22 protein-coding genes and 1 pseudogene are annotated in these 24762 nt (G+C 58.4%); 5 read left to right on the top strand and 18 right to left on the bottom strand.

Annotation, left to right across the window (positions count from 1 at the left end; translation table 11 throughout):
• Positions 1 to 681, top strand: coding sequence for a glutathione S-transferase family protein (locus tag ACVIW0_RS10815; protein ID WP_461352310.1), 681 nt, complete (start codon positions 1 to 3; stop codon positions 679 to 681).
• Here ACVIW0_RS10815 and ACVIW0_RS10810 read toward each other — a convergent pair.
• Together ACVIW0_RS10810 and ACVIW0_RS10805 are read right to left on the bottom strand one after the other, a co-directional pair.
• On the bottom strand, positions 678 to 1877 hold the full coding sequence (locus tag ACVIW0_RS10810; protein ID WP_461352309.1) for a CaiB/BaiF CoA transferase family protein: 1200 nt from the start codon (positions 1875 to 1877) through the stop codon (positions 678 to 680). The two genes, ACVIW0_RS10815 and ACVIW0_RS10810, sit on opposite strands and share 4 nt — an antisense overlap.
• A gap of 58 nt (positions 1878 to 1935) precedes the next feature.
• Positions 1936 to 2571 carry a DsbA family protein gene (locus ACVIW0_RS10805; RefSeq protein WP_461352308.1) on the bottom strand — a complete coding sequence of 212 codons (636 nt, stop codon included), beginning with the start codon at positions 2569 to 2571 and terminating at the stop codon, positions 1936 to 1938.
• Positions 2572 to 2797: 226 nt separating this feature from the next.
• Here ACVIW0_RS10805 and ACVIW0_RS10800 point away from each other — a divergent pair, with 226 nt between their 5' ends.
• Positions 2798 to 3313: a winged helix-turn-helix transcriptional regulator gene (locus tag ACVIW0_RS10800; RefSeq protein ID WP_461352307.1), complete on the top strand. Its 516-nt coding sequence runs from the start codon at positions 2798 to 2800 to the stop codon at positions 3311 to 3313.
• Between the two features lie 56 nt (positions 3314 to 3369).
• Here the strand turns inward: ACVIW0_RS10800 and ACVIW0_RS10795 are convergent, their stop codons facing one another.
• The 7 genes from ACVIW0_RS10795 to ACVIW0_RS10765 all read right to left on the bottom strand — a co-directional run bounded on the left by ACVIW0_RS10795 (position 3370) and on the right by ACVIW0_RS10765 (position 11163).
• A complete protein-coding gene (locus ACVIW0_RS10795) occupies positions 3370 to 3960 on the bottom strand; it encodes a MarR family winged helix-turn-helix transcriptional regulator (RefSeq protein ID WP_461352306.1) in 591 nt (196 codons plus the stop codon).
• A gap of 5 nt (positions 3961 to 3965) precedes the next feature.
• Entirely contained in the window at positions 3966 to 4898 is a 933-nt protein-coding gene (panE, locus tag ACVIW0_RS10790; RefSeq protein WP_461352305.1) for a 2-dehydropantoate 2-reductase, read from the bottom strand.
• Between the two features lie 130 nt (positions 4899 to 5028).
• Entirely contained in the window at positions 5029 to 6648 is a 1620-nt protein-coding gene (locus tag ACVIW0_RS10785) for a long-chain-fatty-acid--CoA ligase (RefSeq protein ID WP_461352304.1), read from the bottom strand.
• 34 nt (positions 6649 to 6682) lie between these two features.
• The gene (locus ACVIW0_RS10780) at positions 6683 to 7882 is read right to left on the bottom strand and encodes an ABC transporter substrate-binding protein (RefSeq protein ID WP_461352303.1); all 1200 of its coding nucleotides are present in this window, start codon (positions 7880 to 7882) and stop codon (positions 6683 to 6685) included.
• Between the two features lie 249 nt (positions 7883 to 8131).
• Entirely contained in the window at positions 8132 to 9457 is a 1326-nt protein-coding gene (locus ACVIW0_RS10775; protein WP_461352302.1) for an MFS transporter, read from the bottom strand.
• 64 nt (positions 9458 to 9521) lie between these two features.
• Entirely contained in the window at positions 9522 to 10319 is a 798-nt protein-coding gene (locus ACVIW0_RS10770) for a class II aldolase/adducin family protein (RefSeq protein WP_461352301.1), read from the bottom strand.
• A gap of 22 nt (positions 10320 to 10341) precedes the next feature.
• Positions 10342 to 11163 (bottom strand): class II aldolase/adducin family protein, encoded by an 822-nt coding sequence (locus ACVIW0_RS10765; protein WP_461352300.1) that lies wholly within the window; start codon positions 11161 to 11163, stop codon positions 10342 to 10344.
• Between the two features lie 296 nt (positions 11164 to 11459).
• Here ACVIW0_RS10765 and ACVIW0_RS10760 point away from each other — a divergent pair, with 296 nt between their 5' ends.
• Both ACVIW0_RS10760 and ACVIW0_RS10755 read left to right on the top strand, forming a co-directional pair.
• A complete protein-coding gene (locus ACVIW0_RS10760) occupies positions 11460 to 12392 on the top strand; it encodes a LysR substrate-binding domain-containing protein (RefSeq protein WP_461352299.1) in 933 nt (310 codons plus the stop codon).
• A 123-nt stretch (positions 12393 to 12515) separates the two neighbouring features.
• On the top strand, positions 12516 to 13340 hold the full coding sequence (locus ACVIW0_RS10755) for an enoyl-CoA hydratase-related protein (RefSeq protein WP_461352298.1): 825 nt from the start codon (positions 12516 to 12518) through the stop codon (positions 13338 to 13340).
• A 28-nt stretch (positions 13341 to 13368) separates the two neighbouring features.
• On the opposite strand, the gene ACVIW0_RS10750 is transcribed toward ACVIW0_RS10755, so the two are convergent.
• Together ACVIW0_RS10750 and ACVIW0_RS10745 are read right to left on the bottom strand one after the other, a co-directional pair.
• Positions 13369 to 14931: an acyl-CoA carboxylase subunit beta gene (locus ACVIW0_RS10750; RefSeq protein WP_461352297.1), complete on the bottom strand. Its 1563-nt coding sequence runs from the start codon at positions 14929 to 14931 to the stop codon at positions 13369 to 13371.
• Complete coding sequence (locus tag ACVIW0_RS10745; RefSeq protein WP_461352296.1) at positions 14921 to 15169, bottom strand: acyl-CoA carboxylase biotin carboxyl carrier protein subunit; 249 nt, start codon at positions 15167 to 15169, stop codon at positions 14921 to 14923. The genes ACVIW0_RS10750 and ACVIW0_RS10745 overlap by 11 nt, the downstream gene beginning before the upstream one ends.
• 249 nt (positions 15170 to 15418) lie before the next feature.
• Between ACVIW0_RS10745 and ACVIW0_RS10740 the strand changes: the two genes are divergently transcribed.
• Positions 15419 to 16219 (top strand): TetR/AcrR family transcriptional regulator, encoded by an 801-nt coding sequence (locus tag ACVIW0_RS10740; RefSeq protein ID WP_461352295.1) that lies wholly within the window; start codon positions 15419 to 15421, stop codon positions 16217 to 16219.
• 222 nt (positions 16220 to 16441) lie between these two features.
• On the opposite strand, the gene ACVIW0_RS10735 is transcribed toward ACVIW0_RS10740, so the two are convergent.
• From ACVIW0_RS10735 to ACVIW0_RS10705, 7 genes and pseudogenes are all read right to left on the bottom strand, one after another.
• Complete coding sequence (locus tag ACVIW0_RS10735; RefSeq protein WP_461352294.1) at positions 16442 to 17659, bottom strand: CaiB/BaiF CoA transferase family protein; 1218 nt, start codon at positions 17657 to 17659, stop codon at positions 16442 to 16444.
• A 1-nt stretch (position 17660) separates the two neighbouring features.
• On the bottom strand, positions 17661 to 18467 hold the full coding sequence (locus ACVIW0_RS10730) for an enoyl-CoA hydratase/isomerase family protein (RefSeq protein WP_461352293.1): 807 nt from the start codon (positions 18465 to 18467) through the stop codon (positions 17661 to 17663).
• 131 nt (positions 18468 to 18598) lie between these two features.
• Positions 18599 to 19567, bottom strand: coding sequence for a Bug family tripartite tricarboxylate transporter substrate binding protein (locus ACVIW0_RS10725; RefSeq protein WP_461352292.1), 969 nt, complete (start codon positions 19565 to 19567; stop codon positions 18599 to 18601).
• Positions 19568 to 19800: 233 nt separating this feature from the next.
• Positions 19801 to 20618 (bottom strand): annotated as a pseudogene (locus ACVIW0_RS10720) (SDR family NAD(P)-dependent oxidoreductase).
• 315 nt (positions 20619 to 20933) lie between these two features.
• Positions 20934 to 22187 carry a fumarylacetoacetase gene (gene fahA / locus ACVIW0_RS10715; RefSeq protein ID WP_461352291.1) on the bottom strand — a complete coding sequence of 418 codons (1254 nt, stop codon included), beginning with the start codon at positions 22185 to 22187 and terminating at the stop codon, positions 20934 to 20936.
• Between the two features lie 221 nt (positions 22188 to 22408).
• Positions 22409 to 23635, bottom strand: a complete 1227-nt coding sequence (locus ACVIW0_RS10710) for a CaiB/BaiF CoA transferase family protein (RefSeq protein ID WP_461352290.1) — start codon at positions 23633 to 23635, stop codon at positions 22409 to 22411.
• A 3-nt stretch (positions 23636 to 23638) separates the two neighbouring features.
• Positions 23639 to 24433 (bottom strand): enoyl-CoA hydratase/isomerase family protein, encoded by a 795-nt coding sequence (locus ACVIW0_RS10705; protein WP_461352289.1) that lies wholly within the window; start codon positions 24431 to 24433, stop codon positions 23639 to 23641.
• Positions 24434 to 24762 lie beyond the last annotated feature (329 nt).

Genomic DNA, 24762 nt, shown 5'->3' with positions numbered 1-24762 from the left:
ATGGCGAGCGCCCCTGACCTGACTTTGTGGGGAGTTGGAACCAGCCGCACCGTCCGCGCACACTGGGCGATGTTCGAATTGGATCTCCCTTACAAAACAATGCCGATCGGCCCGCGCACCGGGGAAACCAAGACTGCCGAATACACCAAACTAAATCCTCGCCAGAAGGTACCGCTTCTGCGGGACGGCGATTTTTGCATTGGAGAAAGCGCCGCGATCGTAGCCTATTTATCCCGCACTTATTCCAAACCCGATCGCGCCCTCATCCCCGACCGCCAGCGCGACTATGCGGCCTGGCTTGAATGGTGCTTCTTCATCGTCACCGAGCTGGACTCCACCAGCTTGTACGTGATGCGCCGTCATAGCGCGGATGCGCTTGGCCCTATATACGGCATTGCCCCCGATGTCGTCGCAAAGGCGGGCGAATACTTCCGGGAGCAGCTACGGCACGTCGAGGCAGCGCTTCGCGACGGGCGGACCTACCTGATGGGAGACCAATTCACCAGCGCCGACATCCTGCTGACGACCTGTCTTGACTGGGCGATCGCATACGGCGTCGGAATTTGCGATAACGCACACCCATATCGCGACCGCATCCACGAGCGCGCCGCGTATCAGCTGGGCAACAAGGCAAATGAACCCCTTGCTCCGATCACGCCTGTGATACCCCAGTCCGCCTAACCTGCCAGGCGGACCGCACTCTCCTCGACCATGCTCTTGATCGCCTGCTCGTCGTAACCTAGCTCGAGCAAGATTTCCCTGGAGTGCTCACCAATCCGGGGCGCGGGACCGGCGATCTTCGCCTCGTTCAACGTGAAGCGGGCTGCCGGCTTCGGTTGCCGCACCTTACCGACGCTGGGCTGATCGAACTCGGTGATGATCCCGCGCGCAACGACCTGCTCGTTCGCGATGATTTCGGAACGACGCAGGATGGGAGCGCAAGGGACATCGGCCGCATCCAGCCGTTCAAGCCATTCGGCAGTACTGTGTTGACCAATATACTCTTGCATCTTGTTGATCCGAGCCGTCGCATTTACGCTTCGTCCGGTCGGTGTAGCGAAGCGGGGATCGCTCGCGAGCTCCGGATCGCCACTCGCGCGACAGAAGCCCTGCCACTCCGAATCCGAGATCGTTCCACACGTAATGTAGCCGTCGCTGGTCTTGAAGACGAGGTCCGGACGGTCGTTTGGATCGCCGGCCTGCGCCTCGGCGCCAACCACCGTGTATTGCATCATGCCTTCCGGCCACAGATAGGAAATCATCGTGTCGAGCATCGCGACCTGAATGTGGTCGCCCTGTCCGGTCTTTTCGCGGGCATAGAGGGCGGCAGCCACAGCCTGCGCTGTCATCACCGCCGTCGTCTTGTCGCAAACGATAGTGCGGATCATCTGCGGCCGATTTGTAACCGGCTGAGATTGGATGTCAGCAAATCCCGACAAACCTTGAATGATAGGATCGTAGACCCGCTTCTTGACATAAGGCCCCGTCTCACCGACGCCACTGATAGACACATAGATTAGCCTCGGATGACGCAGGCGCAGCTCGTCCACCCCCAGGCCAAGCCTCTCCATCGTTCCGGGACGAAAGTTCTGCACTAGGACGTCCGCCTTCGCGACGAGCTTGGCCAGCACCTCTCGCCCGGCCGAGCTCTTCACGTCGATCGAAAGAGAGCGCTTGCCGCGGTTCGACGAGATGAACAGTGCTGAAAATTCGCCTTTCTTATCGATTGTCGCCCGGCTGCGTCGCGTGATGTCACCGGAGATCGGTTCAATCTTAAGGACATCAGCTCCCTGATCTGCCAAGAACATCGTCGCAAACGGTCCGGACACGACACCGGTCAAATCAAGCACACGCACGCCATTCAGTGGACCCGGCATAACACTCTCCCTGCTCTCTATATTCTTGGTCCAACACGTGACCGAGTTTTCCTTAAGGCTAACCGGCTCCGGCCACTGTTGCCTGCTGTCTTACGATTTCATCCTCGACATCGCGCAGCTGGTCCTTGCCGAAGAACATTTCGCTTCCCACAAAGAAGGTAGGCGACCCAAATGCGCCTCTGGCGACTGCGTCATTGGTGAGTTCAATCAGGCGCTTCTTGACATCATCCTGCTGCGCGCGGGCGATCAAGCGATCGATGTCGATGCCAGAGGATTTAAACGCCGCACGGAACACCTCCACGTCGTCCATTTTCTTCGGAACTTCCCACATGTGATGATAAGCCGCGCGGAAGTAAGGATCGAACATATTCTCAAATTGGGCCGCGACTGCACCACGCATCAACATCAGTGTGTTGACCGGGAAGAACGGATTCTGGTCGAACTTCGTGATGCTGTGCCGGCGAATGAACCGCTGCGTCTCGAGCGCCTGATACTCCGGCTTGTTCTTGATGCCACGAAGCGAGTCGCTCGGGGACATGTTGCCGGTAGCCTTATAAATTCCACCCAGGAGAACAGGTACGTACTCGAACTTGGCCCCCGTGCGCTTCTCGATGCCCGGAATCAGACATTCCGCCAGGTAGGCGTTTGGGCTACCGAAGTCGAACTGAAATTCCACCCTAATCGGATTTGTCACCAACCTCTCCTCGATAGCGCATGGCAAAGGCGGACACGAGCCATAGGCGTCACTAACCGGTCTCTTGACTATAGTTCCAAAATTGAACTGTCAATTCGGAACTGGCCAGCGGGCTAGCGAATTTTCGACCTCTTTTACTGGCAAGGTGGTTGTGTCAGCGTTAGTGCCTATTTAGAATGGCGTCACAACGCCCTCGATGCGGACCTGCGGCGATTTGGAGACTGGAATGAAATGGGACGCCCTTGAAGAGGAGCCCTGTTCGGTTGCCCGGACGATTGGCGTTATCGGCGATCGCTGGACGCTGCTGATATTGCGCGAGTGCTTTCTAAGAACGCGACGCTTTGAAGGGTTTCAATCTGCGCTCGGCATTACCCGGCATTTGCTCGCTGAGCGTCTGAAGAAGCTTGTCCGCACCGGAATTCTGCGACGCATCCCCTACCAGGAATCGCCGAAGCGCCATGAATATATCCTGACCCAGAAAGGACTCGACCTTTATCCGATCATGATGGCGATCGTCCATTGGGGCGACACCCATATGGTCGATGAGCGTGGCCGTCCGTTGCTGCATGAACACCGCAAGTGCGGGAAACTGTTCAACCCCGTGATGGTATGCTCCGAATGCGGCGAGCCGCTCGACGCCAAGGAAGTTGTTACCCGTCCCGGCCCAGGAGCGGATCCTTCGCGTCAGCGGCACGCGGCAACCCATGCCGAGAAATCCGCGGCAAAAACGAAGGTCGCCTGAACTAATCGCAACGGACATAACCCTTCCCTGACTCGCCCCCCCGACAAGCCGGCGTATCAGCCGGCTGACTCGCTGAAGCCAGGCCGTTCTATGGTCCTGTCGACCGAAGATTGTGTCAGCTCGTCACTCGTAATTCGTTGCCCCAACAGCTGCGCAAGCAACTGGGTGAATTCGGCAACCTCGGCCTCCGACAACTTGCCTGCGGTATCCGCTTCGATAGTGGCCAGGGACGACTCCGCCATGCGCTCTTGCAGGGATCGGCCGCGCTGAGTGATCGCTAGCCAAGTCGGCTTGCCTCGTGCTTGGCCGCGACGGCACACGACATGCTCCCCTTCAACCAGACACTCGATCAATCGCCATAGTTTGTATTGAGGAATGGACAGTCGGCGCTGAATTTCCGTCGACGTCAATTCTCCGCCTGGTGTGGTTGCGAGGGCAAGCAGTACATCATGCCAGATCAGCGCAGGAAGCGCTGACCGCCTCAGACGCCGCTCGACAAGCTGAGTCCAGCGACGCCGGCTCTTGGCTAACCGATGCCATACCTCCATCGATGTGATTGTACCGATCTTAGAAGCTCGGACGAAGTGCCCCTTTGGCCGTTCAGGCTCTTCCTCCAACGCTTCATTCAGCCGATTCTCGCCAGTCATGCTGATTACGAAACGAACCTGTCACGCGATCGGCGGCTTTCATACGTCTTCAGATGCGAATACGCCACAGACAGTAGCGTGGGCGAGCTTCCGGTATCGCGTGCTTTCTTCAACAAATCTCCGACGATATGATCCGCTTCAATTGGCTGCCCGGCCTCGATATCGCGCAGCATAGACGCAGTGAAGGGTGAATTGGGAGCAGTCAAAATGGACAAGTACCGATCCACGGCCGGCTTGCTCGGCGCAAAGCCGCACGAAGTCGCGATCGCGACACATTCGTCAAAGAGGGCAACGGTGAGATCGACGGAGTTGGCCGCCACAATGTCACCAACAGAGCCGCGCATGAGACTTGTCGCGCCAGCCGCCGCGGCAATGAAGATCCATTTCTCCCACATCTCTTGAACGATGTTATCAACGTAAGAGACGTCAAACTTCGCGCCGGTGAGAGCCTCCTTCACTGCCTCCGTTCGCACGGATTTCCCACCTTCCTGTTCGCCGAAGGAAATCGTGTGAAATGGCTGCAAGTGCTGTATCTTCCCTTGGTCATTCATGGTTGCCGAGATGGCGCACCATCCGCCCAGTATCTTGGATCTTTCAAAGCGCGCATTCAGCGCATCCATGTGCGACATGCCGTTGAGCACGGGTAGGATCAGCGTGCGATCGTGTACGGCGGGCGCCATTGCATCCATGGCGTCTTGAAGATCATAGGCTTTGCAGCTTAGCAGTATCAGGTCATACGGCTGATTGAGCCGATCTGCCGTGATCGTAGGCGGGTCCGGGATCGTGATGCCGCCGACCACGCTCTCAACCAGCAAGCCGGCTTGAAGCTTTATGGCGCGTGGTGGACGAACGAGAAACGCCACATCCCGCCCAGCCTCGAGCAATCGCGCCCCAAAATAGCCACCAAGCGCGCCTGCCCCGATTACGAGTATTCTCATGCGTGCACTTCCAATGTTCAATTGACCCCTTCGTAGAAGGACCACGACGAGGACCTTGCGGATCCTCGACCCAAGGTCCTCAGCCGACGGCCGATGATCGAGTTCTCGCTTCAGGTCTTCTCTGTCCAGGTCACGATGTATAATGCGTAGCGTAGCGCCTTCGCAGTTCCGTTTTCTGAATCTTCCCCGTGGCACCGTAGCTCAGAGACTCGGTGAACACGACGTCATCAGGTATCCACCATTTGGCTATTCTGCCTTCGAGAAATCCCGCCAATGTGTTCCAGGAAAGATCGGCGCCCGGCTTCGGCACAACGACAAGCAGAGGCCGCTCCTCCCATTTCGGATGGGGAATGCCGATAACAGCCGCCTCGGAGACTCCGGGACAACCGGCAACAATGTTCTCGATGTCGATCGAGCTGATCCATTCGCCTCCAGACTTAATGACGTCCTTGGCGCGATCGGTCAGCCGGATATTGTTGTCGCCGCTCATAACTGCAAGATCGCCAGTGTCGAACCACCCGTCCTGGAGTATAGTCTTGTCATCTCTGAAATAGCCGGAAATGACCCAGGGTCCGCGAACCATGAAGCGGCCGCCCGAGTTCCCATCCCTTTCCTTTTCACGCCCGTCCTCATCGGCGATCTTCACGTCGATCCCATAGATTGGGTAGCCTTGCGATGCCTTGCGTTCGCGTTGGCGATCAGCGTCAAGAGTTGCCACGAACCGTGAGGGCTGCGAAGTCGTACCGCTCGGGCTGGTTTCGGTCATACCCCAGATGTGATGGACCGAAACGCCCATCCGTTCGAAGCCCTCGATCAGGCTCGGCGCCGGCGCAGACCCCGCGACAACGATCCTCTTCAGCGCAGGCGGTTGCGTTCCCGTCGCTTCATAGTGACGTAGCAAATTCGCATAGTGTGTCGGCACACCAGCTGTAACCGTGACTTCCTCACGATCGATCAATTCGGCAATGGAGCTGCCGTCCATCTTGGGGCCCGGCAACACCAGCTTGGCGCCGACCATAGGGGCCGCATGCGTGAACCCCCACGCTCCATTCGCATGAAACATTGGGGTCATCGGCAGAATGGTATCGCGCGCGGTAAAGCCCATCGAATACGCGCCGGTAATGGACAGGCAATGTAGGATGTCAGAACGGTGCGAGTATAACACCCCCTTCGGATTGCCCGTCGTTCCCGATGTATAGAACAGCGATGAGGCGGACAATTCATCGAACACCGGCCACTCAAGCTCCTCCTGGCCAGCGTCGATGAAATCCTCATAACAAAGCAGGGACGGCAGCGTCGACGTCTTCGGCATGTCCGCGCGTGCGACCATCAACACGACAGCATCGAGGGTCGGCAGCCCCGGCGCAATCGTCTCGACCAATGGCAGGAAGCTGGCATCCAGGAACAAGACCTTATCCGCCGCATGATTGACAATGTAGGAGATCTGCGCCGGAGCAAGCCGCGGATTGATTGCATGCCACACTGAACCAAGGCCGGTGACACCGTGCTCCAGCTCGAAATGACGAAACGTGTTCCACGCCAGAGTGGCTACGCGGTCGCCCGGGCAAACGCCATGGCGCCGTAGCGCGTCAGCGAGCTTCCTTGTCCGCCGCGCCGCTTCACCGTAGCCGTAACGGTGGATGGGTCCCTCCACCGTTCGCGAAACGATCTCCGTATCCGCGTGATACCGATCAGCAAATTTCAGTAGTGAGGAAATGAGAAGCGGCTGATTCTGCATCAAACCTTTCACGATATCCCTCCTTCGGCTTGCTCGTGGAGCTCAACTAATCAGAAGACGCATCCAATGGTTCGCTGAACAGATCCCACTCCGTTCCAGTCCAACGCTGCAGACGCAACTGGGTATAGTTCATGTTGACCGCTTCGGAGGTGTTGATCTTGATACCGGGCAAAATAGTCGGCAGCTCTACGTCCCGGAAATGCTTCGCCTGCTTGATGATGTTTTCTCGGGACAGGTCATCTCCGCACTGCCGGATAAGCTTCTCGAGCAGCATGCCCTGCGTGTAACCAAACAGGTAGTTGTTCTCGGTGATGTCAACACCAGGCATGTATTTTTCGATGAACGCGAGATAGTTCTTCATGCCCTCGTCAGTCGCCCATCGCGCATCTACGGGGTCCTTGGTGACTGTCCCGACGACAACGCCGGTCGAGACGTCAAGGCCAGCCGGCTTCAGCGAAGCACCGACCGAACTCGAAGGATAGTTCAGAACTATTAGCGGCTTCCAATTGATCTCATGAGCTTTCCGTATCGCCTGGGCGGCAAATTTCGGCGTCCCGGCAACCAGAAGAGCGCCAGCGCCTGAGCTCTTGAGGCTGACAATCTGCGAGTCCACGGTCGGTTCGGAAATCTCGTAGGAGACCGCAATGACTTTCTTGTCGAAATCGCTTCCCATGAACTGCCTGAAGGCATTCACGTAATCTTTTCCGAGATCGTCATTCTGGAAGAGAATCGCGTATTTTGCATCGGGAAGCGCTTTGGTCAGATACTTCGCGTAGATCTTGCCTTCGGTTTCGAAGCTCACGAGACTTGTGGTCGTCAGCGGAAAGTTTGCGACTTCCGTAAACTTGCTCGAGCCCGAAACAATACCGATAGCCGGCACCCCCTTGCTCTTGAGGTACTTGGCGGTCGCCGTATTCCCCGGCGTCCCAAGCTGGCTGAACATGAATGCTACTTCGTCGCTCTCGACAAGCTTGCGCGCGTGCTCGACCGCCTTTGGCGGGCTGTAGGCATCGTCATACGCGATGTAATTGATCTTCCGCCCGCTGATTCCGCCGCGATCATTGACTGATTGCACGTAGGCCAGGATACCCCGTCCGACCAGGCCGATCGCCGACGCGGGCCCGCTGAACGGGAATATGCCACCAACCCTGATTTCCTTCGCTGTTACGCCCGGGGTTTCGGCAGCAAGCGACGATGTCACCAACGCAACAGTGAGCGCACATGCAGCAGCAAATGTCCTGAGCATCGAGTTTCCTCCGCCTTGTGATCTGGTGGCACCGCCCCTGGCGTTGGCATGAAACCTACAGTTCTATTTTTGAACTTGTCAAGTTATCCATAGCCCGTAAAGTCTTACTTTTGGTTGGCCAAAATCGTCACTTTCCCTATGTTCACGCTCATTTCTAAACTCAGTGACGACCTTTCCTGCAGGAATCGTGGCCCGTAAATTTACATTCTTTTTTTGAACTTACCGGCGCGAATGCCATCTTTGCAGGCACTAACGTGAGCCAAACTCGGCCTTCCCATCGTGTTTCAGGACAGTCACGATGGCTGCAGCCAACAGAGGCAGCACGGACAAGAACAGCAATCCTGCGACTGCACTCCCGGTCCCTTCCTTGATCCAACCAATCAGGTAAGGTCCGCCAAATCCGGCCAGGCTTCCGATGGAATTGATGAGCGCAAGCCCTCCTGCGGCAGCCGCTCCGGTCAGCAGCGCTGAGGGGAGCGTCCAGAAAAGGCCAAACGCTGCAAATCCCGCCATCGACGCGACGATGAGAGCAAACATCGTGACGACAAGGCTGCCGCCATAGGCCGATACGGCCAAACCTCCCGCTGAAACGAGAAGTGCCAGGACGATGTGCCAAATCCGTTCACGCTTGCGGTCAGACCTCGCTCCCCAGAAGATCATCGCAAGTCCACCGAAGGCGAACGGCAACGCGGTCACAAAGCCGGTCTGCAGGTTGGAAAGGCCAAAGCCCTTGACGATCTGCGGTAGCCAGAACTGGACACCATAAAGCCCGGCCAGGAGGCCGAAATAAACCAACCCCAATGCGATGACTCGGGGCGAGCGAAGCGCCTGACCCAAAGAGTATTTGTGAGTGGTTTCGACCGACGCACGCTCATTTGCCAGCCGCCCCTCGAGCCAAGCCTTTTGCTGCGGCGAGAGCCATCCTGCGTCTGCCGGTCGATCGTCGAGATAGAGCAATGACACGATCCCGATGGCAACGGAGGGGATACCTTCCGTGATGAAGAGCCATTGCCAGCCCTTGAGGCCCAGGAAGCCATTCAGTTCGAGCAGCAAGCCGCAGAGTGGACCGCCGATGGCCGCCGAGAGCGGCGCACCAAGGATGAAGGACGACATCACCCTTGCCCGATATTCAGCCGGGAACCAGTAAGTGAGGTAGAGAATAATTCCAGGAAAAAAGCCCGCTTCCGCGAGTCCGAGCAGAAACCGGGTCACGTAGAAGCTCGTTGGCCCGGTCACAAATGCCATGCCGGCGGAGATGATACCCCACAGGATCATGATACGCGCAATCCAGCGCCTCGCTCCGAACCGATGGAGCGCCAGATTGCTCGGAATCTCCAGAATGAAGTAGCCGAAAAAGAAGATGCCCGCACCCCAGGCGTATACAAGCGGCGAGAACGAGAGATCGGCATTCATCGTCAGCGCCGCAAAGCTGACATTCACCCGGTCAAGCACACAGAAGAAGTACGCGATGACCAGAATAGGGATCAGTCGATACGAAATCTTCGCGATCGTCGCCTGCTCGGTATCCGCAGCTCCTGAAGACAGGCGCGCGTAGTCGTTAATTGCCCCGCTCACGTTACCCCCCAATTTCGCTTAGATTTATGTTTTGTGCATCAAACGGAACGACGGGTTCTGCCCGTCAGTCCCGGAAGTTATGACCGGCCTCGTCTAGTTGCCGGACGAGCGCGGCGTAGGTGTCCTCACCAAATCCGCTTGCCTTGTCGAACCCTTTTGCAACCGCCGACTGGGCTTGTCGAGCGGTCTTGGCCAATACGCTTTCCGCCAAAGGACGCAGCTCCGTCCCCATCCTCATCGTGTTGACCTGCACTTCGCAGGCGCGTTGCAACTGATACATACGAAAGAAGGCGGCTGCGGCGGTCTCTCCGCATGTGAGAAGACCGTGGTGACGCAGTATCATGTAGTTCTTGTCTCCGAGCGAGCTTACCAGCCGCTCGCGCTCACCAAGATCGATCGAGATGCCTTCGAAATCGTGATAGGCGACCTGGCCGTGAAGCTGTGCGCCGTAGAAATTATGCGGGGATAGTCCATCTTGCGAGCAAGCCACCGTCACACCTTCGGTCGTATGCGTATGCACGATGAAATGAGCATCCTCGCGTGCCATGTGGATCGCCGAATGGATGGTGAAACCAGGCGCGTTGACGCGAGCGTTGCTACCGTCAGCGACCCGACCGTCGACGTCAATTTTGACGAGGTTCGACGCCGTGATCTCGCTGTACATCAGGCCGAACTGGTTGATGAGAAAACGCCGTTCCGGCCCTTCGACACGCGCTGTGATGTGATTGTAGATGAGTTCCGTCCAGCCGAACATGTGGCAGATGCGATAGAACGCTGCGAGGTCCACGCGCGCCTTGTGTTCGGCTGGCAATTGGTCGAACGCGACGGAGGCTCTCGTAAGTTGGGTGGCATGGTTGGTCATGATCCGCTCCCTTGCGTCTTCGTCAGTCCAGAAAATCTGGCTGCTCTTTCAGGACCCGTGCATACAAGGACTGAAATTGGAACCAGCCACTGAACGGCGTGCCGACGATCCCGAAGGCCTGCTCCGCCGCCTGTTCCGAGATCATCTTGAGCGGCTGCCCAGTCCGTGCCGCGGCGGCTTCTGCGAGGAGCTGAACCTGACAGGATCGCTCCATGGTGATGAACCACCACGCTGCTTCATCCACGGTCGCGCCAACGGTCAGCAAACCATGATTCTGCAGGATCGCCGCCTTTCGAGACCCAAGCGATTCCGCGATCCGCTGCCCTTCATCGAGTTCGAGCGCGACGCCGCCGTAGTCATCGTAAAGCGCATGATCATTGTAGAAGGCGCAAACATCCTGCGAGATCGGATCAAGCGTGCGGCCCAACGCCGCAAACGCGCGTCCGTAGGTGGAATGCGCATGCGCGGCGCCGACCGAGTCCGGCCGAGCAGCATGAACCCGCGAGTGGATCGCAAAGGCGGCGGCGTTCACCGGGCGTCCCCCTTCCACGACCTTTCCGGTGTGGTCGACTCTGATGAGATCGGACACCTTGATGAGGCTGAAATGCAATCCGAAGGGATTGACCCAGAAAGTATCCGTAAACTCTGGATCGCGCGCCGTGATGTGCCCGACGACACCCTCGTCGAAGCCGAACTTCGAGAACAAGCGAAATGCGCCCGCCAACCGCTGCTTGCGATGGATACGCTCCTCGCTCACGGATGCGAAGACCGGTGGCTGCGGCAGCCCCGTGTACATTTTCTTTGCATCGGCAGTGACGGCCTCGTTCCTCTGAATCACGTTCATCTTTTGCTCCCTTGAGTGCTGGTGGTGATTTACCTGAAAGGATTTTCGCGCGCGCTCGCTCGGTTAGCGTTGGCGCCTGCCGGATAGAACACTCACGATCGTTTCACGACGATGATTTTGCGACCGCAGACGGCCTGCGGCATCAACTTGGTGCCATCCTCCCTTCATGCAACTGCATGGTCTGCCTGATATCTTGCGATCGGCTGCGTTGCTTGTTTCGATCTTTGATGCGAGCATGAAGAGGCGTCCAAGACGCGGCAATTGAATTCCATTGAGGCCAGCTGAACAGAATTCACATGCAACGCCTTCGATCATCGCTGCCACCACTTTCCACGCTTCGCGCCTTTGAAGCCGCTGTCCGGCTCGGCACCTTCAAGGCTGCCGCAGAGGATTTGCGCCTCACACAATCGGCGATCAGTCACCAGATTCACGCGCTGGAAACGCACTTTCGGCGCAAGCTGTTTCTTCGCGTCGGAAACAAGCTGCTATTGACGAAAGACGGCGAGGCGTACGGCGCCTCCATACAGAAAGCATTTTCGGAAATGAGCCGTGCCGGGGAAGGACTGCTTGGCAAGAGCGGGAGCGACATTGTGCGTGTGAGCGCATCGCCCAGTTTCGCTGCCTTTGCGGCTCTGCCGCACATTGAGAAGCTGAAGAGCATGAACGGCTCTCTTGATGTACGGCTAGAAGCTCGAAATACAAACGTCGATTTCGGTGCCGAGAGCATCGATGCCGCAATCCAAGTAGGTCCTCCCTCAGATCGCCAATTGAGCGGCCACCGCATATTCCGCTCTAGGCTCGCTCCATTGGCTCACCCCGAGCTCTGTGATCGGCACGGGCCGATCAAAACGGAACACGATATCGCTAGATTGCCGTTAATCGAGCTCAACAATATTCCCGGGCTCTGGACACACTGGTTTAGACGGGTCGATCCTTCAATCGGCGTACCTGACCTTGTTCTGTCCAGCGATAGCCTACTCGCGGCACTTCAAATGGCGGAGTCCGGCGTGGGTGCCGTACTGGCGCCGCTGCCGCTGGTTGCGCCCCTTGTGTCTTCCAAGCGCCTGAAAATGCTCGTCAAACCGCGGACGTTGCCGGAAGCACCCGATTTTCACCTTGTCTATCGAGCTGAGGACGCGACGACGGCTCGCATCAAATCGATCAAGCGGTGGATTGAGGAGGTCGCTGCGACGCTCGAGCGTCAGTCCGTTTCGTGCGATCGAGCTTGAAACCTTGGCGGGCGGCATGACGGCTTGCGGCTCGATCGCGACGTTTGCCGTTTGCGGAAGGCCGTGGGCTTGACGCCTCGGGCAACCTTTCTGCATGATGGTCGTCATGTCACCAGTTGCGGAATGGCGGCGATGCGATCAATTGACACCGGAACGGACGAACTGCTGTGCGGAATCGATGATCGAGTGGCGGTCATCACCCTAAATCGTCCAGCCGCCCGGAACTCGTTATCCGATCAGCTGACGCCGGCTCTGCGCCGCATGATCAAGGAGTGCGGTGATGACGACACCGTCGGATCCATCCTGATCACCGGTGCCGGCACCGCATTTTGTTCCGGTGGTGACGTGAAGGGCATGGGCAACAGCGCGCCAAAAGCGGATGTCTCCTTCGAAGATCGCGTCGCTAATCTTCGAGTTCGGCAGCGCACACTGACTGGCGCGCTCATCGCCGTACGCAAGCCGACGATTGCGGCTCTCCCCGGACCCGCGGCCGGCGCAGGTATGGCTATTGCTCTCGCTTGCGATATCCGGATCGCGGCAGGGTCGGCCATCATGTCGACAGGGTATGCCCGCATCGGGCTCACGGGAGACTATGGTATTGCCTGGCTCCTGACCCGCCTTGTGGGGCCGGCACGTGCGCGCGAACTGATGTTCTTGTCGGAACGGCTCGACGCAAAACGATGCGAGACCCTCGGTCTCTTCAACATGGTGGTGGCAGACGGTGAACTTCGCAAGGCAGCTCATGAGCTTGCTCGACAGCTCGCTCATGGTCCAACATCCGCCTTTGGCCGGATGAAGGATAATCTCGACTACGCTATGAACTCGGACTTCCTGAGCTCAATGGACCACGAAGCGGAGAACATGGTACTGGCGGCGCGGACGAATGATCACAGAGAAGCTGTTCGCGCGTTTGTAGAGAAGCGCAAGCCTACATTCTCCGGCACCTGACGCAGGTCAGCCTAACTTCCAAAAACTCTTAAGGCCGATAGCTAAAGCGAGGTGGCCCCAGCTCCGCAGCGAGCTTTGACGACGCAATCCCGAGCCATTCAATCAGACGGGCACGTGTCTCGCGTGGATGGATGATGTCGTGCACGGAAAACGCTTCCGCCTGCCGAAACGGAGATTGCAGGGAGGCGAATTGATCCTCCAGTTCAGCCCGCTTAGCCGCGGCGTCGGGCGCCGACTCGATCTCGCGTTTGAATGCAATCGCTACACCGCCCTCAACGGGTAGGGCGCCGCTTTCTGCCGATGGCCAGGACAACTGATATGTTCCGGATGGCCGGTGCGCATAAGCCCCAAGGCCCATCGCTTTGCGGATCACTACCGACGCCCAAGGGACGGTAGACAGAGCGACGGCCGCAAGCGCTGCGGCGCCATACCGAATCGTTGCTGCGGCTTCCGCCTCGGGGCCAATCATGAAGCCAGGCTCGTCGACGAGTGTAACGACCGGCAGATGAAAAAGCTGGCACAGGTCGACGAAACGCCGAAGCTTCTGTGCGCCTGCTGCCGTCAGCGACCCCGCGTTTTGACGCGCGTCGTTAGCAAAAACGCCGACGGACTGGCCCGCCAACCGAGCAAATCCGGTGACCTGCCCGGGGCCGAAACGGCGGCCCATTTCAAAGAACGACAGATGATCGAATATCCCCTCGATGATTTTTCGTACATCGTAGGTGCGACGGCGGTTAGCAGGGACGATGCTCTCGAGACCTTCGCTCGCTTTTGCGGATGGCTCCTGCGACGGCAGCTTCGGCGCCAACTCCCAGACATTTTGGGGCAAGTATGAGAGAAATCTACGAATGGTATCGAAGGCGGCCTGCTCGTCCTCGACGATATCGTCGACGAGTCCGCTGCGTGCGTGGACATCCGGCCCACCGAGTTCTTCCTTGGTGAGTTTGATTCCAAGTGCGCGCTCCACCAACGCCGGACCGCCGGACATGATCTGCGATGAACGTGTCATCAGAGTATAGTGCGAGCCAGCAAGTCGGCCAGCCGGGAGACCGGCGACGGCGCCGACTGCGGCACTGACGACCGGCACCGTGCCGAGACAGCGGGCGATCGATTCAAATCGGTTCGCAGCGTAAACAGGCTCTGGAAGCGTGCGCGCGTTCTTTCCCCCGCTGCCTGTGATGCTGGCACCGGAGCCTTCATGCAGCCTCACCAACGGCAGCCGATAGTGCAGGGCCAGCTCCTCAGTGTAGATGCTCTTGCGTAGGCCGGCCGGATTTGGCGATCCTGCCCCCATCGTAAAGTCTTCACCGCCAACGACGCAGTGACGATTGTTGATGCGCCCGACGCCGAGCACAAAGTTCGCCGGTGTGAAAACGAGCTTGCCCTTCTCGTCGACTTCGCCGGCTCCTGCGATCGGGCCAACTTCGCTAAAGGAGCCGGGGTCGACAACACCGAGGACGCGCTCCCGAATTGTGAGCTTGCCCCTGTCATGCTGCCTGCGAACCGCTTCCTCTCCACCCTGCAGCTTGGCAAGGCGGCGCCGTTCATCGATTTCTGCCGCCCTCTCCTGCCATGGCACATCACGCGTCATGGGAGCCTTCCTCCGAGGCAATTTCGATTGAAAGGACCGGATCGCCCTCGGAAACCATCACATCCGGCTGGCAGAACGCGCCGACAACGACCCCACTGACAGGGCTGGTCAACGGGATTTCCATCTTCATGGCTTCGACCACCGCGACTTCCTGCCCGGCCTCGACCTTGTCGCCAACACCAACGCCCATGCTGACAATTCGGCCTGAGAGTTCAGCGACAATTCTAGTCTCTACCATAAGCGTCGACCTTAGTCAGTTTCGAAATAGAACTAACAGCTTGGGTCACTGCTGTCAAAGCCGAACCCGAAGTGCTCTATTGCCAATGCGTATCGATGCCGCGAGCTTCTTCAACAGCATGCGAGCAGGCTCGAGACGGCGGTAGTGGCGCCGCGTGTCCGCTGTCCTGTCGCCCCATGCCTCATGCGTCCGCTCCGTTCTGGAACAGCGAGGTAAGCCGTTGCCTCGCTTTCCTGTCGAGAGTTATATTTGCCGGCAAATCAACTGTCCGAACCAGAGATGCGCTCAAAACGCTCTATTCCCCGAACGAATGACTATCACCATGGCGATTTGCGCAACGCTCTCATTGCCGCGGGCCGGCGAGCGCTCCAGGATGTCAGCCCTCAAGACCTTAGCCTGCGGTATCTCGCAAGGGTCGTTGGCGTCTCAGAGGCTGCACCGTCGCGCCATTTTGCCGGAATAGACGCCCTCCTTGCTGCGATTGCAGCTGGCGGTTTCAGGGAACTGGCGGCGCTGCGCGTCGGCATCCAAGGCTCAGGCGACGATGTGATGTCGAAGGCGTATCGGATGATGCGCGTCTATGTCGAATTCGCCAGGCGCCACAAAGGACTGTTCGGACTTATGATCGGTCCACGGATCGTGTCGCGCACCGCTCATCCGGAGCTCTCCGCGGAGGCGAGCAAATCGTTCCAGCTATTCGCGGAGGCAATCGAAGTGCTAGCGATTGAAAATGGCTGGAAGCCAGATCAACTTAACCTGATAGCCCATGCCGCGTGGAGCATGGAGCATGGTCTCGCAACGCTGACCATCTCGGACCGCGTTCCACGCGCCGATAGGCCGATATCGGTCGAGCCGATGATAGACTTCGCGATCGCGGCATTCCTTGGTGCTGTTACGGCTGGCCCCACTCACCTCAACGCGGTGCTAACCCAACTACCCAAACCGGTCGAACGGACGAAACTTGAGACGAAGCCCGAGCTCGCTTTGCGCTCCCAAGACGAGCGAATGATTTCTTCGACCAAGGCCTCTCCGAAAGGGCACCGGTCCTGATTGGCATGCGGCTAAGGTGACGACCGAACCTAACCGTTGCGCGAAGTTCGCGACGCCGGCGACTGACATGGTGCAGTTCGACGTCGCAAACCGTCACTGGGCTTTGACCCGATCAGACCGAAGTGCTTTGAGACGCCAAAGGCAAAGCTCGGATACGGTACGGATATTTACTCGATTTGGGCCTCCGTCGGCCGTCTCATCCACCTCTCTTGCTAGCCGTGGTCACTGCCTTTGACCACCGGCCACGAGCATGTTCGCCGCGACGCATTGATCGATCTGCTCTCGCGTAAATCCTAGCTGACTGAGAATGTCCGCGTTGTGCTCGCCCTGGAAAGCAGGCGGTGACGTTTCGTCCGGGACGCTCTCGGAGAAATGCCAGGGATGTCCTGGCAAGCGGTACACTCCGCCCGCCCGATCCGGGACCTCGCGGATCGCTCCCCAGTACTGGGCCCATTCGGTTTCAGAGAGCTCCTTCAGGGAGCGAACGACACCGACCGCGATCTTGGCCTCGTCGAGCTGTGCATCCAGAGACTCGAGATCCGGAAATCCATTGATCCAAGACTGGATGATGGCGTGTAGAGCGTCATAATTTGCCCGGCGTCGCTCAGCCGTACAAAAGCGTTCGTCTTGCGCCAGATCGGGGCGACGCATGGCGCGTAGATAGTTCGGGAATGTCATGCTCCCGACGATGCTTTGAGCCGCAACAAAACGTTGACCGGTGGGTCCGACAAACTGCGGCCCGTCGGTGGCTCCCAGAACAGCTGGCTCTGCCCCCGTGTCGGCCTCGACGAGGTCGACATGCGCCCGCTCATTTACCGCCAACAGCACCGCCGCCATGGCAATATCGATGGACTGTCCCCGGCCTGTCCGCTCCCGATGCTGCAGCGCCGCCAGAACGGCGATCACACCCTGCATCCCGGCATACACGTCAGCGTGGGACAATGGATCGGCAAGCGTGCGCCCAAGATCGCCTCCGAAGTGCCGCTGGGTATTTTGCGTAAAGCCGGACTCGGCTTGGACCGTTGGCGCGTAGGCCATACGAGACTTCCAGGGTCCACCTTGCCCATAGCCGGTGATCGAGACATAGATGAGCCGCTGATTGGTTTTTGACAGCTCGTTGTAGTCGAGTCCAAAGAATCGCAGCGTTTCAGCGCGAAAGTTCTCGACCACAATGTCGGCTTCGTCGCACAGCTTTCGGACGATATCGACCGCCCCGGGCACGTTGAGATCGATGCTGAGATTGCGTTTGCCGATGTTCTGTTGGGCATAGTAGCCCGACATACCGTCCTTAAACGGAAAGGCCGCACGAGACACGTCCGGACGCGGCGGCTCAATCTTGATCACGTCCGCGCCAAGGTCAGCCAGCGTGCGCGCACACAGCGGCCCCGCCAGAACACGCGAGAAGTCGACGACCTTAAGTCCTTGCAAGGGTCCGGGCATGTCACTTCCCCTCGAACACAGCGAACCCAGGACCCTTCGTGCGGAACGAGTCGAGGCCTGTACGCAGGTCTTGCGACGCCCAGATGGGCTTTTGGATTTCCCACATCATCTGGTCCGCAGCATCGACGCCTTGGTTTGTCGCAACGCTGACAAGACGTTTAGTGGCTGCGTGCGCAACGGTGGGCCCATGAGCCAACTCCTGAGCGATGGTCAGGGCCGTGCTCTCGAGCTGGTCATCGGGAACGACACGATTAATCAATCCCCATCGTTCAAGCGTTGCGGCGTCGTAGCGATGGCCAAGCAAAGCCATTTCCTTCGCGCGCACGGCACCGACACGCTGCACTTGGCGTTGAATGCCGCCGAGGAGCGGATGCACGCCAAGAGCAACTTCGACAGAACCAAGCTTGGCCGACGCAGCAACAACGGAGATGTCACATGCCAAGACCAGTTCGAGCCCGCCACCAAGGCAAGCTCCGTGAACAGCGGCCACGATCGGCACCGGGAGTTGCTCGAAGCCACGCAGCAAGATCAGAGGATCCATCGCCGCACGCCCTTCATTAGCGATCCGCTCGTCCCACAAACTGACGTCGGCACCGGCGCAAAAATGTCGAAGTCCGCTCTTGAGCAAAATCGCGCGACTGCCCGCTTCCACCGCTCCTTCGAATGCGGTCAGGAGCGCGCGGTACAACGTCGGGCCACTGAGGTTATACGGGCGATGAACCATCGTCACGACGGCAACATTGCCGTGACGCTCGACGGCCACGATCTTATCATCCGCCTGACCGCTCTGATGTCCTTCCGCTTCCATCTAGAATGCTCCCAATTTCTGATCACCAATCATGTCGGCTCGTCGTTGTAGTGAACGAACAGCACATGCTATCGAGCTCAGGCCACCGCTCTTGGCGCGGCACCGAGCCGCATGCGATTCTGGCTTTTTGATCATTCCAACCTGATGTCCCGCGCCGAGACGACGTCCTTCCATCGCTCGGCATCCCTGCGAATTATCCCAGCAAAAGCCTCGGGGCTGCTCGTCCTTGATTCAGCACCAAGATCGACCAAACGGGCCATATCCGGATTTTTTGCTGCCCGGCTGATGCTCTCGCCGACCGTCGAAATGACCTCGCTAGGAACTCCTCGACGCGCGAAGAATCCCCACCATCCCGGAAAGGAAAGCTCGCTGACGCCCAGCTCTCCGAACGTCGGTACATCTGGGTACGTTTTCACACGATCGGATCCCACCGACGCAATAGCCTTGACTGCGCCGGCACTCACCAGTGGGAGCGCGGCAACAGCATCTGCAAACAGCGCCTGGACGTGGCCGCCGACGAGATCGTTAAGCGCCGGCGCAGAACCCCTGTAAGGTACGTGCTGAACTTGAATCTTCGCGGATTGGCTCAATACTTCTTGCTGCAAATGAGAGATGCTGCCAGTGCCGTAGGACCCGAATGAGATCGAACCGGGCGCGGCCCTCGCGCGCTCCACGAACTGTTGATACGTCTCAGCCCCCAGGATCGGCGACACGACGAGAACACTTGATCCTATCGCGGCCAAACTCACCGGTTGAAAGTCTTTGAATGGATCGTACGGCACCCGAAACAGCTGTTGGAGCGCGTTGGACGAATTGTCGAAAAGTAGCGTCGATCCATCGGTGGGCCCATTGAGCAGCGCCTGGTAAGCCGGAATCGATCTACCACCCGGCTTGTTGACGACAATCACCGGCACATGAAGGATTGCTGCGATGGCGCTCGCGTACAATCGCGCAATCGCGTCCGTGCCGCCGCCGGCGGCGTACGGTACATAGATTTCAATCTGTTTGGGCGCCCAAGCTCCGCGAGCCGAAAGCCCACCTGATGGCGCAAGCCCCACGAAAGTCGCCGATCCAAAGATCAGTTGCCGCCTACTGAGCATTTTCGATCCCTGATGCTTGCAAGAACGTGCCGGCCGTCAGCCTTCGGAGGCGGGGCTCTTCGACGATCCGGTCAACTTAAGTTCTCAGTGTTAACATGTCAATACTTGTGACCGGCTGCGAGGTATTGGCTTGGGACTGCATGTACTTGAGACCGCACGAAGAGATTGGATAGTCTTGGATTATCGAGGCCGGAAAACGGATCGCGATCGAGGTCGCCATCCATCGCAGTGCACTATTGGCCCGTGAGGACCCCCAAATACTTGTTCAACGTACTGCGATAGTGTGGCGCGGGTTGCGCATTGCCAAGATTGGGTGCCATCGCTCTTCGCGCCGACAAATACGCCTCCCAAAGGGCCTCATCGTGAAGCGAGGGCAAACTGACCGTTTCACGCCGGTCGAAGCCGACCAATGCGGCGTCGACCAGTCCTCAACTCCCATGGCAACGGGAATCTCGTCAACAGTGCGGCCGGAGCGCTCCCAAATCCCGGCCCGTGTCGCGGCCGGCAAGACGGCTTGCAGGTAGATTCCCTTTGGTCCCAACTCCACATTAAGCGCCTCGGACATAGCGAAGACGAAGGCCTTGGTCGCACCGTATAAGCCCAACTGAACTTCCGGCGCCAACCCGGCAACGGAACCTATATTGATAATCGCTCCCTCGCCTCGCTTTAAGAAACTGAGGAATTACAGCTCCCGTGAGTCGAGTGACGGCGGTGACATTGAGGTCAATCAACTTCTCCCACGCGTTCAAGTCTGCCGTCATATACGTCCCATGCGTCACCGCGCCGGCGTTGTTGATCAAGACGCCGATCTTGGATCCCATGACAATCTGTTCTCGACAATCCCGCGATCCTCATTCTTCGTGAGATCCGCCTGAAAAACGTCCACCTGCACTGCGGTTTCGGACCGGAGGCGACTGGCGAGCGTGTTCAGCCGATCCAAATCGCGCGCAACGAGAACGAGTGCGTATCCCCGTCGTGCGAAGCGGTCAGCGTAAGCGGCTCCGATGCCAGTAGAAGCGCCGGCGATAAGTACGGTCCTGCCTCTTGGCATCTAATTTCTCCCAATTCAGCCTTGTGCGCACACCGCAGTCGTTAGAGGCAACGCGCGATCCCCACCTGAGAGCGAGTTCTCCGCCGATCGCATGAGCGTGACGTTCAGACCGATGCTGAATGGCTCGCGAGAATTTCGGGGCAACCAGGGTACACTAAGAATCAATTTTCACGCGGTATCGACAAGCGGGATGCACACCGTGCGCGACGAGACGCTTGATGCTTGATCGCATCAAGCGGCTGCACCATCGTGTTACGGTCGGCGATACGCAGCGTCGGTCTCCATGTCCGGCTTCACGGTCTGCTGTCGTCCGAGCTACTCTGGAAAGGGACAAATCAATCCCGACAAGGTGCCGAAGTCGATAAGAGGATGCCCAACCTTCTGACTGCTTCCTCGAAGCTCGATCCGGTCCCCGTCAAGCAAATAGCCACGTGTTGAACCGTCTGTCAGCTGAATCTTGCTGGTACCGCCTTTGGTCAATTCGACCAGACAGCCGGCGCTGTCATCGGTTGCCCCGGAAACAGTCCCGGAACCATAAAGGTCTGCGACCCTTACCGACGCTCCATTGGCGGTAAGGTGCGCAAGTTGCTGGGCTCCGTCCCAGTACATCTCCTTGAAATTTGTTCGGCTTATCGTTTGAGGCGCGAGCTTTTGCTCCCGCATGGCAGCCGTCTCAATCGCAATCTCGAGCGAGATATCAAACGAGTACTTGCCGTCATGATCTAGATAATTAACGGTCGGCCGTTCATACTCAGGATCCCGTTCGACACGATACTCCTTCAGCGCCTCGAGCGGGACGACCCAGCTTCCCATTTGCGTACAAAACGACTTTGCGAGGAATGGACCGAGCGGAGTGCTCTCCCACCGCTGCAGATCTCGCGCGCTCCAGTCGTTGAGCAGAACGAGACCAAAGACGTAGTCTTCAAATTCGGAAACCTGCACCGGCCGCCCGCGATCTGAGGCGCGGCCGATCACAAACCCTACTTCCAATTCAATATCGAGCGCCTGGGTCGCTGTATAAATTGCCCCTTCGGGGGTCGATATTTGCCCCTTGGGACGAAATATGGGCTGGTCCGTGCCGACAATCGTCCCCGTCCGGCTATGGTAGCCAACCGGCATCGACTTCCAGTTGGGATGCAGTTCGCCGCGCAAAAGTTGCATCGTGCGCACCGCATGGTGGTAGCTAGAATAGAAGTCGACGAAATCGCCGGGCGCGACCGGATTCACATTCTTCAAGGTGCTACGATCGAGCAGACACAGCTCCACAGTAGCGCGCTCGCTGCCTTCGACTGACGATAGCAGCTGGCTGATCCTGGCGCGGACCGCCTTGTGCTTCTTGGCGCCGAGCGTCAGAAACGAGTTGAGCGTTCTCTGCGACCACACTCCCGCCGAAATGTCGAGGCCGTCGAGTACTCCGCGTCGCGCAATTTCCGCGAGATCGAGCGCGTATGCACCGATTGCCACACAGACTCGAAAATCGTTCAGTCCGACTTGGGCGATACCATAAGGTAGGTTCGCCAGGGAAAAACCAGAGTCATCGGCACCCGGAACCCATGATCGTCCTGTCATGACAGCCTCTCCTCACATTGCTCTTAAGAAAACGATCGCTTATGCTCGCCGGCTCTACGTGAAGCTCCGATCGGCCGCGCCGTTTCCCCAAAAACTCGTCGAAATCCCCGTGAGCAGGACATTGACGCGTTTGCGCCAAGAACCGTCCTCTCAAGTAGCCAGGCCATCGACTTTTTTTTGCGAGAAGCCAAACGTGAGCCGGCGGAGCGGCAGGACCCAAATCAGGCCCCGCCCGTTTGCGCAGAGGGAACGACCAGCGCGCCAGCGGCGACCAGCTTGTTGACCTCCTCGTTGGTGAATCCAAGCTCCGCGCACACTTCGCGATTGTGTTCGCCACGCAGAGCCGGATCACCAATCGGGGTGAGCTCATCCTCTGAGAAATGCCAAGGGCGGCCCGGCAGGCGGTAGGTACCGCCGTTACGGTCGGACACTTCCTGCACGCCACCCCAGTAAGTGGACCACTCGCTTGTTGCCAAGTCTCCCAGGGAGCGAATCTCCCCCATCGCGATCTTTGCTTCATCGAACTGGGCATCAAGCGCGGCCATGTCGGCGAAGGTCAGCATCCAGGTCTGGATGATCTCATGCAGCGCACTCAGGTTAGCTTTCCGCATCGCGGCCGTCGCAAACCGCGGATCGTCGGCCAGATCCGCCCGGCGCATCGCGCGCAAGTAGTTCGGGAAAGTCAAGGACCAGACCATGCTGGTCGCAACGGTGAACCTCTCTCCTCCCGGCCCGTTGAAGAAGGGACATTCGGTCGCTCCGAGGATTGCGGGTTCATCGCCAAGATCGAAATCACCAAGGTCAATGTGTGCACGCTCGTTGATCGCGATCAAGGTCGCCGCCATCGCCACGTCGATATATTGCCCCCTGCCCGACTTTTCGCGACTTTGCAGGGCCGCGAGGATCGCGATAGTCGCCTGCAATCCAGTATAAACGTCCGCGTGCGAGAGGCTGTCCGTCTGCTCGAAACCGAGATTCTCGCCATAGTGCCGCAGGCTGTTCGATGTAAACCCGCTCTCCGCCTGGACGGTCGGAGCATAGGCCATCCGGCTACGCCACGGCCCTCCTTGTCCATAGCCCGTGATGGAGGCGTAGATGACTCGTGGATTGCGCGCCGCGATCGTTTCGTAGTCAAGTCCGAACGACGCCAGTGTACCCGCCCGGAAATTCTCGACAATCACGTCAGCCGTATCACATAGTCGTAGCGCAATTTCACGGCCTTCAGCTACGTTCAAATCAATGCTGATGTTGCGCTTGCCGGAATTCTGTTGGGCATAGTAGCCGGACATGCCCTGCTTGGATGGATGCGCAAACCGGGAAACGTCCGGCCTAGGCGGCTCGATTTTGATCACCTCAGCACCGAGGTCCAAGAGAGTCCGCGCACAGAGCGGTCCCGCCAGCACGCGTGAAAAGTCGACAACACGAATTTTTGACAAAGGCCCGGTCATGTCTCAGCGCCCCTTGAATTTGGCAAGACCAGGGCCATTCTGCCGGAACGACGCCAGTCCAGTCTTGAGATCCTCTGACGCCCAGATCGGCTCCTGCAACTTGTCCATCGCCTCGTCGGCCGCCCGCACCCCTTCGTTAGCAGCAATGTACGCGACATACTTTGTCGCCGCGTGAGCGACCGTCGGGCCATTGGCCAATTCTTCGGCAATCGTCATTGTTGTCTTCTCGAGCGCCTCATCGGGCACCACGTGGTTGATCAACCCCCAGCGCTCGAGCGTGACCGCATCGTATCGTCGACCGAGCATCGACATCTCCTTGGCTCGCGCGATACCGACCCGCTGCACCTGCCGCTGGATGCCGCCCATCAGCGGATGAAGACCAAGCGCAGACTCTACCGAACCAATCTTCGCGGAACTCGCTGCAATAATGTAATCGCAGACTAGCGCGAGCTCTACGCCGCCCCCGAGACACACACCGTGAACGCTTGCAACGATTGGAATGGGCAGGAGCTCCACCTCCTTGAGGAAATCGACTCTCGACCAGCCGTCAGGACTTGCGGTCCCACTGCTGCCTTGCTGCAGGCGAGCTCCGAAGAGGGTCAGGTCGGCACCAGCCGAGAAGTGGCGCAACCCGCTTCTCAACACGATTGCTCGACTTCCTGCCTTCTGGGCGTCTTTGAGCGCCGCCTGGAGCGGGATCATCAGAGTCGGCCCGATCAAATTGTAGGGCTTGTAAACCATCGTAATGACCGTGACCGGTCCACGCTGCTCCGTGATAATGGGCGTCTCATCGGCCATTGGGCCCTCCTCTGGAGTTTTGCAGGCTTGTTCATAACGTCCCGCTGCGGACGGGCTCTCCTGCAACTTCCCAAGACCTAGCACGTGAGTTGCAATTTGCAAGCCACAAAGTTTGCCGGCGTTTGGGCGATTTCAGACATCTCGCAGTCTCCCGAGCACTGAGCAAGCCGCCAACCCCAAGTGAAGATTTCTCGGCGGAACAACATCACCGACGATCCAATCAACGCCTGATGCGTTCTCGAGCGATTCATCATTGAGGTGTGTCGGTCAGCAGTCTCACTCTCTCTCCCGAAAAAGGGACCGGCTGCCATGGCAGCCGGTCCAAGTGA

The sequence above is a fragment of the Bradyrhizobium sp. USDA 4454 genome, assembly GCF_054822705.1.
The sequence above is the reverse complement of the archived record's forward strand: the minus strand, read 5'-3'. Positions and strand labels throughout refer to the sequence as shown.

What these genes read in the sequence shown, in the direction of transcription:
- ACVIW0_RS10815 (WP_461352310.1), top strand. Translation starts at nt 1, where the DNA reads ATGGCGAGCGCCCCTGACCTGACTTTGTGGGGAGTTGGAACCAGCCGC.
- ACVIW0_RS10810 (WP_461352309.1), bottom strand. Translation starts at nt 1,877, where the DNA reads ATGCCGGGTCCACTGAATGGCGTGCGTGTGCTTGATTTGACCGGTGTC.
- ACVIW0_RS10800 (WP_461352307.1), top strand. Translation starts at nt 2,798, where the DNA reads ATGAAATGGGACGCCCTTGAAGAGGAGCCCTGTTCGGTTGCCCGGACG.
- ACVIW0_RS10795 (WP_461352306.1), bottom strand. Translation starts at nt 3,960, where the DNA reads ATGACTGGCGAGAATCGGCTGAATGAAGCGTTGGAGGAAGAGCCTGAA.
- panE (WP_461352305.1), bottom strand. Translation starts at nt 4,898, where the DNA reads ATGAGAATACTCGTAATCGGGGCAGGCGCGCTTGGTGGCTATTTTGGG.
- ACVIW0_RS10780 (WP_461352303.1), bottom strand. Translation starts at nt 7,882, where the DNA reads ATGCTCAGGACATTTGCTGCTGCATGTGCGCTCACTGTTGCGTTGGTG.
- ACVIW0_RS10770 (WP_461352301.1), bottom strand. Translation starts at nt 10,319, where the DNA reads ATGACCAACCATGCCACCCAACTTACGAGAGCCTCCGTCGCGTTCGAC.
- ACVIW0_RS10765 (WP_461352300.1), bottom strand. Translation starts at nt 11,163, where the DNA reads ATGAACGTGATTCAGAGGAACGAGGCCGTCACTGCCGATGCAAAGAAA.
- ACVIW0_RS10760 (WP_461352299.1), top strand. Translation starts at nt 11,460, where the DNA reads ATGCAACGCCTTCGATCATCGCTGCCACCACTTTCCACGCTTCGCGCC.
- ACVIW0_RS10755 (WP_461352298.1), top strand. Translation starts at nt 12,516, where the DNA reads ATGGCGGCGATGCGATCAATTGACACCGGAACGGACGAACTGCTGTGC.
- ACVIW0_RS10750 (WP_461352297.1), bottom strand. Translation starts at nt 14,931, where the DNA reads ATGACGCGTGATGTGCCATGGCAGGAGAGGGCGGCAGAAATCGATGAA.
- ACVIW0_RS10745 (WP_461352296.1), bottom strand. Translation starts at nt 15,169, where the DNA reads ATGGTAGAGACTAGAATTGTCGCTGAACTCTCAGGCCGAATTGTCAGC.
- ACVIW0_RS10735 (WP_461352294.1), bottom strand. Translation starts at nt 17,659, where the DNA reads ATGCCCGGACCCTTGCAAGGACTTAAGGTCGTCGACTTCTCGCGTGTT.
- ACVIW0_RS10730 (WP_461352293.1), bottom strand. Translation starts at nt 18,467, where the DNA reads ATGGAAGCGGAAGGACATCAGAGCGGTCAGGCGGATGATAAGATCGTG.
- ACVIW0_RS10725 (WP_461352292.1), bottom strand. Translation starts at nt 19,567, where the DNA reads ATGCTCAGTAGGCGGCAACTGATCTTTGGATCGGCGACTTTCGTGGGG.
- fahA (WP_461352291.1), bottom strand. Translation starts at nt 22,187, where the DNA reads ATGACAGGACGATCATGGGTTCCGGGTGCCGATGACTCTGGTTTTTCC.
- ACVIW0_RS10710 (WP_461352290.1), bottom strand. Translation starts at nt 23,635, where the DNA reads ATGACCGGGCCTTTGTCAAAAATTCGTGTTGTCGACTTTTCACGCGTG.
- ACVIW0_RS10705 (WP_461352289.1), bottom strand. Translation starts at nt 24,433, where the DNA reads ATGGCCGATGAGACGCCCATTATCACGGAGCAGCGTGGACCGGTCACG.